The sequence below is a fragment of the Pseudoduganella buxea genome (assembly GCF_009720835.1).
Lineage (GTDB): Bacteria > Pseudomonadota > Gammaproteobacteria > Burkholderiales > Burkholderiaceae_D > Rugamonas > Rugamonas buxea.
In genome coordinates this window covers 69649-83269 of sequence record NZ_WNKZ01000009.1, presented here as the reverse complement: position 1 = coordinate 83269, position 13621 = coordinate 69649, and the positions used below count along the sequence as shown (strand labels likewise).

General features: G+C 67.2%; 11 protein-coding genes. 9 read left to right on the top strand and 2 right to left on the bottom strand.

Annotation, left to right across the window (positions count from 1 at the left end):
- From GM672_RS05610 to GM672_RS05570, 9 genes are all read left to right on the top strand, one after another.
- The gene (locus GM672_RS05610; RefSeq protein ID WP_155469542.1) at positions 1-831 is read left to right on the top strand and encodes an ABC transporter ATP-binding protein; all 831 of its coding nucleotides are present in this window, start codon (positions 1-3) and stop codon (positions 829-831) included.
- On the top strand, positions 828-1724 hold the full coding sequence (locus GM672_RS05605) for an ABC transporter permease (protein WP_371867035.1): 897 nt from the start codon (positions 828-830) through the stop codon (positions 1722-1724). The genes GM672_RS05610 and GM672_RS05605 overlap by 4 nt, the downstream gene beginning before the upstream one ends.
- A gap of 84 nt (positions 1725-1808) precedes the next feature.
- Complete coding sequence (locus GM672_RS05600; protein WP_155469541.1) at positions 1809-2408, top strand: ANTAR domain-containing response regulator; 600 nt, start codon at positions 1809-1811, stop codon at positions 2406-2408.
- A 33-nt stretch (positions 2409-2441) separates the two neighbouring features.
- Positions 2442-3575, top strand: a complete 1134-nt coding sequence (locus GM672_RS05595) for a CmpA/NrtA family ABC transporter substrate-binding protein (RefSeq protein ID WP_155469540.1) — start codon at positions 2442-2444, stop codon at positions 3573-3575.
- 307 nt (positions 3576-3882) lie between these two features.
- A complete protein-coding gene (locus tag GM672_RS05590; RefSeq protein WP_155469539.1) occupies positions 3883-5184 on the top strand; it encodes an MFS transporter in 1302 nt (433 codons plus the stop codon).
- 35 nt (positions 5185-5219) lie between these two features.
- The gene (nirB, locus tag GM672_RS05585) at positions 5220-7739 is read left to right on the top strand and encodes a nitrite reductase large subunit NirB (protein ID WP_155469538.1); all 2520 of its coding nucleotides are present in this window, start codon (positions 5220-5222) and stop codon (positions 7737-7739) included.
- A gap of 10 nt (positions 7740-7749) precedes the next feature.
- A complete protein-coding gene (gene nirD / locus GM672_RS05580) occupies positions 7750-8100 on the top strand; it encodes a nitrite reductase small subunit NirD (protein ID WP_155469537.1) in 351 nt (116 codons plus the stop codon).
- 10 nt (positions 8101-8110) lie between these two features.
- Positions 8111-9319: an NAD(P)/FAD-dependent oxidoreductase gene (locus GM672_RS05575; RefSeq protein WP_155469536.1), complete on the top strand. Its 1209-nt coding sequence runs from the start codon at positions 8111-8113 to the stop codon at positions 9317-9319.
- A gap of 17 nt (positions 9320-9336) precedes the next feature.
- Positions 9337-12024, top strand: coding sequence for a nitrate reductase (locus GM672_RS05570; protein ID WP_155469566.1), 2688 nt, complete (start codon positions 9337-9339; stop codon positions 12022-12024).
- Between the two features lie 48 nt (positions 12025-12072).
- Here GM672_RS05570 and GM672_RS05565 read toward each other — a convergent pair whose 3' ends face one another.
- Positions 12073-12375: a hypothetical protein gene (locus GM672_RS05565; protein ID WP_211517333.1), complete on the bottom strand. Its 303-nt coding sequence runs from the start codon at positions 12373-12375 to the stop codon at positions 12073-12075.
- A 100-nt stretch (positions 12376-12475) separates the two neighbouring features.
- Positions 12476-13612 (bottom strand): ABC transporter ATP-binding protein, encoded by a 1137-nt coding sequence (locus tag GM672_RS05560; protein WP_155469535.1) that lies wholly within the window; start codon positions 13610-13612, stop codon positions 12476-12478.
- Positions 13613-13621: the final 9 nt, after the last annotated feature.

Here is a 13621-nt window from a genome sequence, read left to right as displayed (position 1 = left end):
ATGGCGCCGCTGCAGGTGGTGCGCACGCCGGGCGGACCCGAGCCCCTGCTGCGGGTGCGCGACGTCACGCTGGAATATCGCGGCAACGGCGGCACCGTGCGCGCCACGCAGGACGTCGGCTTCGACGTCTTCGGCGGCGACCGCTTCGTGCTGCTGGGCCCTTCCGGCTGCGGCAAGTCCTCGCTGCTGAAAGCCGTGGGCGGCTTCGTCGCGCCGGCCGCCGGCAGCATCGAACTCGATGGGCGGGTCATTACCGCGCCGGGGCCGGACCGCATGGCCGTGTTCCAGGAATTCGACCAGCTGCCGCCGTGGAAGACGGTGCTGCAGAACGTGATGTTCCCCCTGCTGGCCACGCGCCGGCTGCCGCGCGCGCAAGCGCGGGAGAGGGCGCTGCACTGGATCGACCGCGTCGGCCTGGCGCGCGTGAAGGACGCCTATCCGCACACGCTGTCCGGCGGCATGAAGCAGCGCGTGGCGATTGCCCGCGCGCTGGCAATGCAGCCGCGTGTGCTGCTGATGGACGAGCCCTTCGCCGCGCTGGACGCGCTGACCCGCCGCACCATGCAGGAAGAATTGACGCGGCTGTGGGAAGAAACCCGCTTCACCCTGCTCTTCGTCACCCACTCGATCGAGGAAGCGCTGGTGGTGGGCAACCGCATCCTGCTGCTGTCGCCCCATCCTGGCCGCGTGCGCGCGGAGCTGAACAGCCACCAGTTTGATTTGTCCAGCGGCGGCAGCGCCGAATTCCAGGGCGCCGCCCAGCGCATCCATGACCTGCTGTTCGGCGTGGACACGCCGGCCACCGCGCCGCCTGAGAGGATCGCCCTGTGAGCACGACCGATCAGTTGCTGCAGCCCTTGCCGCCGATCCGCCAGGAGATCGGCTACGAGCTGCCCGCCATCGACACGGCCCGGCTGACGCGGTGCCTGCCGCTGGCCACGCGGCTGTGGGACCAGGCCTGGCTGCGCAAGGGCGCCTTGCTGGTGGCGCTGGCCGTGCTGTGGGAGCTGGTGGCACGATGGCAGGACAACGACCTGCTGCTGCCGACCTTCCTGCAGACGGCGCGCGCCTTCGGCGAGGGCCTCGTCACGGGCGAGCTGCTGGCCAAGGTACGCGTGTCGCTGGCCGTGCTGGCCCAAGGCTACGTGGCCGGCATCGCCTGTGCCTTCGTGCTGACGGCGCTGGCCGTGTCGAACCGCTTCGGGCGCGATCTGCTGGAGACGCTGGTCGCCATGTTCAACCCGCTGCCGGCGATTGCGCTGCTGCCGCTGGCGATGTTGTGGCTGGGCTTGGGCAACGGCAGCCTCGTGTTCGTCATCGTCCACGCCGTGCTCTGGCCGCTCGCGCTGGGCACCTACAGCGGCTTCCAGTCCGTGCCGGAGACCTTGCGCATGGCCGGCCGCAACTACGGCCTGCGGGGCCTGCCCTTCGTCGTGCAGATCCTGGTGCCGTCGGCGCTGCCGGCCATCGTCTCGGGCCTGAAGATCGGCTGGGCCTTCGCGTGGCGCACCTTGATCGCGGCCGAACTGGTGTTCGGCGCCTCGTCCGGCAAGGGCGGGCTCGGCTGGTATATCTTCCAGAACCGCAACGAGCTGTACACGGACAAGGTCTTCGCCGGCCTGGCCGCCGTCATCCTGATCGGGCTGGCCGTGGACAACCTGCTGTTTGCCACCCTGGAACGCGTCACCGTGCGGCGCTGGGGCATGCAGCGCAGTGCCGGGTAGCAGTCCGGGCCAAGCCACGAGACTGGCAGGCAGACCTGACGCGTCTGACCGCATGCTGGCGCGATTCTTGCTCACCTTTGGGGCATGAGCCGCAACCTCCGCATCGTCCTCGTCCATCCGCACCATGAAAGCGACGCTTCCCAGCGCGCCTGCGCACTGCATGCGGGGCTGCTGGAAGCAGGCTATGAGCTGGTGGCGTCGCTGCCGGCCGATCTCCACTTGCCCGAGCGGATCGCCCAGCTGCAGCCGGACATGATCATCGTCGACGCCGAATCGGATGCGCGCGACGTGCTCGAACATATCGTCATCGCCACCCGCGACGAGCGGCGCCCCATCGTCATGTTCACCGAGGACGACAAGACCTCGTCGATGGAGGCCGCGCTGGAGGCGGGCGTGTCGGCCTATATCGTGGCCGGGCTGAAGCCCGAGCGCATCAAGCCCGTGCTGAACGTGGCCCTGGCGCGCTTTCGCAAGGAGGAAAAGCTGCTGCTGGAGCTGGCCGACACGAAGCACAAGCTGGCCGAGCGCAAGGTGGTGGACCGCGCCAAGGGCCTCCTGATGTCGCGCCACGGCATGACCGAGGAGCAGGCCTACCAGCGCCTGCGCACGATGGCCATGAACAAGAAATTGAAACTGGCGGATATCGCCCAACGCATACTGGATGTCGAGGATTTGCTGGGATGATGCACAATACTGGTGCACCCCGGGGGAAAGCATATGCAGATTGAAAAACAGACCGTGCGGATCGGCTTCAACCCGCTGACCGATTGCGCCTCCGTCGTGATGGCGTCCGTGCTGGGCTTCGACGAGCGGCACGGCATCCGCATTGTCCTCAGCAAGGAGACTTCCTGGGCCGGCGTGCGCGACAAGCTGGTAACGGGCGAACTCGATGCGGCCCACGCCCTGTACGGCATGGTCTACGGCACCCAGCTGGGCATCGGCTCGCAGTGCCACGACATGGCCGTGCTGATGAACCTGAACCGCAACGGCCAGGCCATCACGCTGTCGAAGCGGCTGATGGAGGCTGGCGCCGTCGATGGCCCGTCGCTGGCCGCGCTGATGCGGGCTGAACGCCGGCAGTATGTCTTCGCCCAGACCTTCCCGACCGGCACGCACGCGATGTGGCTGTATTACTGGCTGGCCGCGCAAGGCATCGACCCGCTGCGGGGCGCCCGCGCCATCACGGTGCCGCCGGCGCAGATGGTCTACAACCTGGCCGAAGGGCATATGGACGGCTTCTGCGCGGGCGAGCCGTGGGGGCACCGCGCCGTCATGGACGGCATCGGCGTCACCGTCGCCACCAGCCAGCAGATCTGGCCCGACCATCCGGAAAAGGTGCTGGGCGCCTCGGCCGCCTTTGTCGACGCCCACCCGAACGCCTGCCGCGCCTTGATTGCCGCCGTGCTGGAAGCGGGCCGCTGGATCGACGCCAGCGACGAGAACCGGCGCGCGATGGCCGAGATCATCGCCGGCCAGGCCTATGTCAATACGGACAAGGCGGCCATCCTGCCGCGCATCCTGGGCCGCTACGACGACGGCATGGGCCGCCAGTGGCAGGACAGCCACCCGATGTGCTTCCACCAGGACGGCGCGGCCAACTATCCCTACCTGTCCGACGGCATGTGGTTCATGACCCAGTTCCACCGCTGGGGCCTGTTGAAGGGCCAGCCCGACTACGAGCGCACGGCGCGCGCCGTCACGCGCATGCAGCTGTACGGCGAGGCGGCCGAACTGGCCGGCGTGGCCGTGCCGGCACAGGCCACGCGCAGCTCGACCCTGGTCGACGGCCGCGTGTGGGACGGCACCGATCCCGAGCGCTACGCCACCTCCTTCCCCTTCCAGCTGCGTTAACGCTGCAGTGCACCATACTTGGGCGGGTGCACCGCAACCATGCACCGGGAACAGGCAACCGACCCGTTTTCCACCGCTTTTCCACCCCACCTTGATCCCGCTGCCCGTGCCGGCCCCTTGAAATCGGCTGGCACGCCTCTTGCAACGTAGGAGGCAAGGGGTCAAAGGCGATCCTCCAGATTATTTGCACAGCCGGTCCAACGACGGACCCGGCACCAGGACAACGGCGTCCGTGCGGTCACCGCTCACTTGCGAGCGGGACTGCACGGGCGCCTTTTTTTTCTTCAAATAATAACGGGGTGCGAAAATGACCAGCAAAGCACAAAGCATCAAACTCTTCTCGTTCGACACGCCGCAGATGCGCGCCTTCCATATGGCGTGGATGGCGTTCTTCGTCTGCTTCTTCGCGTGGTTCGCCTGCGCCCCCTTGATGCCGGTCATCAAAGGCCAGTTCGGCCTGACGGTGGCGCAGATCGCCAATATCAACATCGCCGCCGTCACCATCACCATCGCCGTGCGCATGCTGGTGGGCCCCATGTGCGACCGCTACGGTCCCCGCAAGACCCACACGGGCCTGTTGCTGCTGGGCGCCATTCCCGTCTTCGGCGTGGCCAGCGCGCAGAGCTACGAAGGCTTCCTGTTCTTCCGCACCCTGATCGGTGCCATCGGCGCCAGCTTCGTCGTCACCCAGTACCACACGTCGGTGATGTTCGCGCCCCGCGTGGTCGGCACCGCCAACGCGGCCACGGCCGGCTGGGGCAATGCCGGCGGCGGCGTCACGCAGGCCACCATGCCGCTGATCCTGGCGGCGATTGTCATGCTGGGCGTGGACCAGGCCTTCGGCTGGCGCCTGGCCCTGATCGTGCCGGGTGTGCTGATGGTGATCGTCGGCCTGATGTACTGGCGCTTCACGCAGGATTGCCCGCAAGGGAACTACGCCGAGCTGCGCGCGGCCGGCATCGAGATCGAAGGCGGCAAGAAAGGCGGCTGGGACAGTTTCAAGCTCGCCGCGTCGAACTACCGCGTCTGGCTGTTGTTCGTCACCTACGGTGCCTGCTTCGGCGTCGAGCTGTTCATCCACAACGTGGCCGCCGTCTACTACGTCGATACCTTCAAGCTGTCGCTGAAGGAAGCGGGCATGGCCGCCGGCAGCTTTGGCCTGCTGGCCCTGTTCGCCCGTGCCCTGGGCGGCTACATCTCCGACAAGGCGGCCCTGCGCGGCAGCTTGAACAGCCGCGTCACCCTGCTGTTCGTGCTGATGCTGGGCGAAGGCGCGGGCCTGATCTGGTTCGCCAACGCCGACAGCGTGGGCCTGGCCATCTTCGCCATGCTGGCCTTCGGCATGTGCACCCACATGGCCTGCGGCGCCACCTACGCGCTGGTGCCGTTCATCGACAAGCGTGCCCTGGGTGGCGTGACCGGCATCATCGGCGCCGGCGGCAACGTGGGCGCCGTCGCCGCCGGTTTCCTGATGAAGGGCGTGGGCAGCACCCAGCAGACGCTGGTGATCCTGGGGATCTTCGTGACGGCATCGGCCCTGTGCGCCATCGCCCTGCGCTTCTCTGCCTCCACCAATGCAGAACATGCGCTGGCCCGCGCCGCCGCCTGAGTTGTCCTGAGTTCGAATGTTTAGGGAGTACTGATATGAAGATCGTCGTTATCGGCCACGGCATGGTGGGCCACAAATTCCTCGAAGTGCTGGCGGAACAGAACTCCGGTGCGCACGTCACCGTGCTGTGCGAGGAGCCGCGCCCCGCCTACGACCGCGTGCACCTGTCCGAATTCTTCGCCGGGAAGAGCGCCGATGACCTGTCGCTGGTCAAGCCGGGCTTCTTCGAGCGTGACGATATCGTGCTGCGCCTGAACGCCCGGGCCACGGCGATCGACCTGCAGAACAAGACCGTCACCGCCAGCACGGGCGACGTGCTGGCCTACGACAAGCTGGTGCTGGCCACCGGCTCCTTCCCCTTCGTACCGCCGCTGCCGGGCAAGGACCGCAAGGACTGCTTCGTCTACCGCACCATCGAGGACCTGGAAGCCATGCTGGAAGCGGGCAACCGCGTCAAGACGGGTGTCGTCATCGGCGGTGGCCTGCTGGGCCTGGAATGCGCCAAGGCGCTGCGCGACATGAACCTGGAAACCCACGTCGTCGAATTCTCGCCGCGCCTGATGGCGGTGCAGGTCGACGACGGCGGCGGGCGCGTGCTGCGCAACAAGATCGAGCAGTTGGGCGTGACGGTCCATACCGGCAAGAACACCTTGCAGATCGTCGACGGCGAACAGGGCGCGCACCGGATGGAATTCGCCGACGGCAGCCACCTGGACGTCGACATGATCGTGTTCTCGGCCGGTATCCGTCCGCGCGACCAGCTTGCCCGTGAAGCGGGCCTCGCCGTCGGCCCGCGCGGCGGCATCGCCATCGACAACCACTGCCTCACCTCCGACCCGGACGTGTATGCCATCGGCGAATGCGCGCTGTGGAACGGCCAGGTCTTCGGCCTGGTCGCCCCGGGCTACGACATGGCCCGCGTCACCGCCAAACACCTGCTGGGCCAGGACGCCGAATTCACGGGCGCCGACATGAGCACGAAGTTGAAACTGATGGGCGTGGACGTGGCCAGCCTGGGCGACCCGCACGGCAAGGAAGAGGGCAGCATCAGCTACCAGTTCACGGACGAGCGCAAGCAGGTCTACAAGAAGCTGGTCGTCTCCAGCTGCGGCAAGTACCTGCTGGGCGGCGTGATGGTGGGCGACGCCTCCGAATACGGCACCCTGCTGCAGATGATGCTGAACCGGATGGAGCTGCCGGCCTCGCCCGAGTTCCTGATCCTGCCGCAGTCGGACGGCAAGGCCAAGGTCGGTCTGGGCGTGGACGCGCTGCCGGACGGCGCCCAGATCTGCTCATGCAACGACGTCTCGAAAGGCACGCTGTGCGCGGCCGTCGGCGGCGGCGCCACGTCGATCGGCGCGCTGAAGAAGTGCACCGGCGCCGGCACCGCGTGCGGCGGTTGCGTGCCGCTGGTGACGCAGATCATGAAGGCGGAAATGAAGAAGCTGGGCATGGACGTCAACAACCATGTCTGCGAACACTTCGCCCATTCGCGCCAGGAGCTGTTCCACCTGGTGAAGGTAGGCCAGATCAAGTCCTTCGACGACCTGCTGGCGCGCCACGGCAAGGGCCTCGGTTGCGACGTTTGCAAGCCGCTGGCGGCGAACATCTTCGCCACCTGCTGGAACGACTTCGTGTTGAAGAAGGAGCACGCGGGCCTGCAGGATTCGAACGACTACTTCCTGGGCAATATCCAGAAGGACGGCACCTATTCCGTCGTGCCGCGCATGCCGGGCGGTGAAGTCACGCCGGACGGCCTGATCGCCGTCGGCCAGGTGGCAAAGAAATACGGCCTTTACACCAAGATCACGGGCGGCCAGCGCGTCGACCTGTTCGGCGCCCGTGTCGAGCAGCTGCCGTCGATCTGGGAAGAGCTGATCGATGCCGGCTTCGAGACGGGCCACGCCTACGGCAAGTCGCTGCGCACGGTGAAATCCTGTGTCGGCTCGACCTGGTGCCGCTATGGCGTGGACGACAGCGTGGGCCTGGCCATCGAGCTGGAGAACCGCTACAAGGGCCTGCGCACACCGCACAAGATCAAGTTCGGCGTGTCCGGCTGCACCCGCGAGTGCGCCGAGGCGCAGGGCAAGGACGTCGGCATCATCGCCACCGAAAAAGGCTGGAACCTCTACGTGTGCGGCAACGGCGGCATGAAGCCGCGCCACGCCGAGCTGCTCGCATCGGACCTGGACAAGGCCACGATGATCGCCTACATCGACCGCTTCCTGATGTTCTACAGCCGCACGGCCGACCGCCTGCAGCGCACCAGCACGTGGCGCGAGAACCTGGAAGGCGGCCTGGATTACCTGAAGCAGGTCGTCATCGAGGACAAGCTGGGTGTCAACGCCGAACTGGAAGCGGACATGCAGAGAGTCGTCGATACCTACGCCTGCGAGTGGAAGGAAGCTGTCAACAATCCGGAGACGCGCGCGCGCTTCCGCACCTTTGTCAACAGCGATGCCAAGGACGACAACGTCGTCTTCATGGAAGAGCGGGGCCAGATCCGTCCGGCCACGATCGAAGAACGCAAACGCATTCCCATCAAAGTCGCCTGAGGAGAAGACCATGAAACGTGATAATCAAGCCGCCAGCTGGATCGCCGTCTGCGGCATCGACGACATCGTGCCCAACACGGGCGTGGCCGCGCTGCTGAACGGCGAGCAGGTCGCCGTGTTCCGCCTGAACGACGGCGCCGAACCCCGTGTCTACGCCATCGGCAACTTCGACCCGAACGCGAATGCCGCCGTGCTGTCGCGCGGCCTGGTGGGCAACCTGGGCGAGCGCATCGTCGTCGCCTCGCCCCTGTACAAGCATCACTTCGACCTGCGCACGGGCGAGTGCCTGGAAGCGCCGGAGAACTCCGTGCCCAGCTGGCCGGCCCGCATCGACGGCGGCAAGGTCTGGGTCGGTGCGTGAGGGTTGCCCGATGAAACCCGCCCTGGTCGTCATCGGCAACGGCATGGCCGGCATGCGCACGGTGGAAGAGCTGCTGGCGCTGGCGCCGGACCTGTACGACATTACCGTGTTCGGCGCCGAGCCGCACGGTAACTACAACCGCATCCTGCTCTCGCCCGTGCTGGCCGGCGAGAAGACGGTCGACGACATCATGCTCAACACGCGCGAATGGTATGCGCAGAACGGCATCACCTTGCACGCGGGTGACCCGGTCGAGCATATCGACCGCCACCGCCGCGTCGTGCGCGCCCGCTCCGGCCTGGAAGTGCGCTACGACCGCCTGCTGCTGGCGACCGGCTCGAAGCCCTTCATCATTCCCGTGCCGGGCCACCAGTTGCCCGGCGTGCTGGCCTTCCGCGACATCCAGGACGTCGAGGGTATGCTCGCAGCCGCGCGCGACCACCGCCGCGCCGTCGTCATCGGCGGCGGCCTGCTCGGCCTGGAAGCGGCCAATGGCCTGATGCGCCAGGGGATGGACGTCACCGTCGTGCACGTGACCGACTCGCTGATGAACCAGCAGCTCGACAAGCCGGCCGCGCGCCTGCTGCAATCGGCGCTGGAAAAGCGCGGCATGCGCTTCCTGCTGGACGCCCAGACCAGCGAGATCACGGGCGTGGACCGCGTCACCGGCATCCGCTTCAAGGACGGTACGGAGATCGCTGCCGATCTCGTCGTCATGACGGCCGGCGTGCGCCCGAATATCGCGCTGGCGCAGGGCGCCGGCCTGCACTGCGAACGGGCCATCGTTGTCGACGACACCTTGCAGACGTTCGATCCGCGCGTGTACGCGGTGGGAGAATGCGTGCAGCACCGCCGCGCCCTGTTCGGGCTGGTGGCGCCGATCTGGGAACAGGCCAAGGTCTGCGCCGGCCACCTGGCCGGCACGGGCCACCGCCGCTACGTGCAGCAGGCCGCGCCCACGCGGCTGAAGGTCACCGGCATCGACCTGTACTCGGTGGGCGACTTCATCGGCGGCGAAGGCAGCGAGGACCTGGTGTTGCGCGATGCCCGGCGCGGCGTCTACAAGCGCCTCGTGCTCGACGGCGGACGGCTGGTCGGCGCCGTGCTGTATGGCGACGTGCAGGACGGCCCGTGGTATTTCGAATTGATCCAGAAAGGCGCGGACGTGACGACGCTGCGCCACCATTTGCTGTTCGGGCCCGTGCCTCAAGCGGCCTGACTGGCTGAAAGAAGATGATGAACCTGTCCCAGGAACACCTGACTGTCCGTACCACCTGTCCCTATTGCGGCGTCGGCTGCGGCGTGCGCGCCACGCCCGAGGGCGTGCAGAAGGCCGGCATCGCCGGCGACACGGCGCACCCGTCGAACGCCGGCAGGCTGTGCGTGAAGGGCTCGGCCCTGGGCGAGACCTTGGGCCTGGAAGGGCGCCTGCTGCACCCGCAGGTGCGCGAGGAAGACGTGCTGCGCCAGGTCGACTGGGATACGGCGCTGGACAAGGTCGCCAACCAGTGGCGCGACATCGTCGCCGAACACGGACCGGACGCCGTGGCGTTCTACGTCTCCGGCCAGCTGCTGACGGAAGACTACTACGTCGCCAACAAGCTGATGAAGGGCTATATCGGCAGCGCCAATATCGACACCAATTCGCGCCTGTGCATGTCGTCGGCCGTGGCCGGCCACAAGCGCGCCTTCGGCGAGGACATCGTGCCCGTCGCCTACGACGACCTGGAACTGGCCGACATGGTGGTGCTGGTGGGCTCGAACCTGGCGTGGTGCCATCCGATCCTGTACCAGCGCCTGTCGAAAGCCAAGGAAGCGCGGCCGGGCATGAAGATCGTCGTCGTCGATCCGCGCCGCACCGCCACCTGCGAGCTGGCCGACCTGCACCTGCCGGTCAAGCCGGGCACGGACGTGTGGCTGTTCAACGGCCTGCTCACTTACCTGGCCGGCATCGGCGCCGTCGATCCCCGCTTCGTTGCGGCCCATACCAACGGCTATGAAGAGGCGCTGGCAGCTGCCGCCCTCACGCCGGAAGAGGTGGCACAGGCCTGCCGCCTGAATGTGGAGGACGTGCTGGCCTTCTACGAGGCCTTCGCCGCCAACGCGAAGGTGGTGACAGGCTTCTCGATGGGTGTGAACCAGTCCTCGTCCGGCACCGACAAGGTCAACGCCATCATCAACTGCCACCTGGTCGGCGGGCGCATCGGCCAGCCGGGCACGGGGCCGTTTTCCATCACGGGCCAGCCCAATGCGATGGGCGGGCGTGAAGTGGGGGGGCTGGCCAATATGCTGGCCGCGCACATGGACCTGGACAAGCCGGCGCACCGTGCCGCGGTGCGCGAGTTCTGGCAGTCGCCCGCCATTGCCGACAAGGCGGGCCTGAAAGCCGTGGAGCTGTTCCACGCGATCGAATCGGGCAAGGTGAAGGCCGTGTGGATCATCGCCACCAATCCGGCCGTCAGCCTGCCCGACGCGGACCAGGTGCGCCGCGCACTGGCCAGGTGCGAGCTGGTGGTGGTGTCCGACGTGGTGCAGGACACCGACACCAACGCGCTGGCGCATGTGCTGCTGCCGGCGCTGGCGTGGGGCGAGAAGGATGGCACCGTCACCAATTCCGAGCGCCGCATCTCGCGCCAGCGCCGCTTCCTGGTGGCCCCGGGCGAGGCGCGCGCTGACTGGCAGATCCTGGCGCAGTTCGCCCGTCGGCTGGGCTACGCCGGCTTCGACTACACGGGCGTGCACGAGATCTTCGACGAGCACGCACGCCTGTCGGCCTGGCGTAATACGCCGGACGAGCTGCCGCGCGTCTTCGACATCGGCAACCTGGCCGGCATGGACCGCGCCGCCTACGACGCGCTGGAGCCGGTGCGCTGGCCGGTCGGCAAGGACGTCTTCGCCGACGGCCGCTTTGCCCATCCGGACGGGCGCGCCCGCTTCGTGCCCACGCCGCCCCGGCTGCCCGTGAACCGCACGGACAGCGAATACCCGCTGGTGCTGAACACGGGCCGCATGCGCGATCAGTGGCACACGATGACGCGCACCGGCCGGGCCCCGAAGCTGGCCGAACACACGCCGGAATCCTTCGTCGACCTGCACCCGCAGGATGCGCTGCTGTGCGGCGTGCGCGAGGGCGAACTGGCCCGCATCGGCTCGGCCTGGGGCAGCATGGTGGCACGGGTACGCCACGGCGGCGGCATCGCCCGCGGCAGCGTCTTCATCCCGATCCACTGGAACGGCCAGACCGCATCCGACGCCCGCGTCGGCGGCCTGGTCAACCCGGTGGTCGATCCCGTGTCGGGCGAACCGGAATTCAAGCACACGCCGGTGATGGTGGACCGCTTCCCCGTGCAGTGGCACGGCTTCGTATTGAGCCGCGATGCGCTGGCGCTGGACCAGGTGGCCTACTGGACGAAAGCCCAGGGCGCCGGCTTTGCCCGCTATGAACTGGCGGGCCGCAACCGCATCGGCGACTTCAGCGCCTGGGCGCGCGAACTGCTGGGAGTGAAGGACGAAGATGCGGACTGGCTGGAATACAGCGACCGCAGCGCCGGCGTCTACCGCGCCGTGCACCTGGTCGACGACCGCATCGTCCAATGCGTGTTCGTGTCGCCCCGCCCGGACCTGCCGGAACGGGCCTGGCTGGCCGGCCTGTTCGCCAACGACGTCCTGACGGACACCGAGCGTTCCGGCCTGCTGGCCGGGCGGCCCCTGCGCCAGGGTGCCGACGCGGGGCCGACGGTCTGCTCCTGCTTCGGCGTGGGCAGGAACACCATCTGCAACGCCATCCGCGAAGGCGAGCTGACGACGCCGGCGCAAGTCACCGCCTGCGTCAAGGCAGGCGGCAACTGCGGCTCCTGCGTGCCGGAGATCCGGCAGCTGATCGCGGTGGTACGGGCGGAGGCGGCGGAAACGGCCGCCAGCTGATTATTGCTTAAAAAATGGGGACAGACCCCATTTTTCGAGCAACTTTTGTCAGTGGAACAGCCCTACCGCCAGCTCGGCCCACACCACCAGCAGCAAGCTGCCCAGCGTGGCACCGACCAGCAACCGGTGGCTGCGCCGGCTCAACCGGCGCGTGCCCAGTTCGTAGGCCAGCCCGGTCCCGGCCAGCAGCACGCCGGCGGCGACGAAGTCGCCTAGGCCCCAGTTCACGTAGCCCGTCAGCAGCATCCCCAATAGCGGAACCTGCAGCAGCAAGGCCGTGCCGAGCAGGATGGCGGCCTGCATGCGGCGGCTGGCCTGTTTCGAGCGGGTCGGTGCGGTGATCGTCGTCATGGTGCCTCCGGGTGGGTTGTTCGGAGTTATACACCTGTCATCGATACGCCGCAATCGCCCGACCGCGGCGCTAACGCCGGCTTAAGTTTTCAGCCCGGCTTCAGCCCGAAGTTAAGCCGATCCGCAACTCCGTCTCCGGATCGAAAAACACCGCCTTCGACAAGTCGAACGCCAGCTTGACGTCGCCGCCCGGCAGGGCGTTGGCGCGCGGGTGGGTGCGGCAGGTGGTGCGTACGCCGTTGAACCAGCTGAAGACGAGCGTGTCCGGGCCGGTCGGCTCCGTCATCTCGACGCGGCAATCCACTTCCGTCGGGTGGTAGTCGGCCGACGTGCAGGCACGGCGTGCGCTGTCGGCGTCCGTCACGTGCTCGGGGCGGATGCCCAGGATGACTTCCTTGCCCAGCCACTTCAGCAGCGCGGCCGAAGGCGTCGGTACCGGCAGCAGCGCCGTGCGGCCACCGTGTTCCAGCGCGAAGGCCGGGCCGTTCTGGTCGACGAGTTTACCTCGCAGGAAGTTCATCGACGGCGAGCCGATAAAGCCGGCCACGTACAGATTGGTCGGATGGTCGTAGATCTCCTGCGGGCTGCCGAACTGCTGGACCACGCCGTCGCGCATGACGGCGATACGGTCGCCCAGCGTCATCGCCTCGATCTGGTCGTGCGTGACGTAGACGATGGTGGCGCCCAGGCGCTGGTGCAGCAGCTTGATCTCGGCGCGCATTTCCACGCGCAGCTTGGCGTCCAGGTTCGACAGCGGTTCGTCGAACAGGAACAGCGACGGGTCGCGGGCAATCGCGCGGCCCATGGCCACGCGCTGGCGCTGGCCGCCCGACAGCATGGCCGGCTTGCGGTCCAGCAGGTGCGTCATCTGCAAGGTCTCGGCCACGCGCGCGACGATCTTTTCCTGCTCGGGTTTCGGCACCTTGCGGATGCCCAGGCCAAAGGAGATGTTCTCGCGCACCGTCATGGTCGGGTACAGCGCATAGGACTGGAACACCATCGCGATGTCGCGCTCTTTCGGCGGGACGTTGTTGACCACCCTGTCGCCGATGCAGATCTGGCCTTCGGACACGCTTTCCAGGCCGGCGATCATGTTGAGCAGGGTGGATTTGCCGCAGCCGGAGCCGCCCACCAGGATCAGGAACTGGCCGTCCTCGATATCGAGGTCGATGCCCTTCAGGATTTCGGCGCCGTTCGGATACACCTTGCGCACATTACGGATCGTTAAACTTGCCATCTTTGTCTC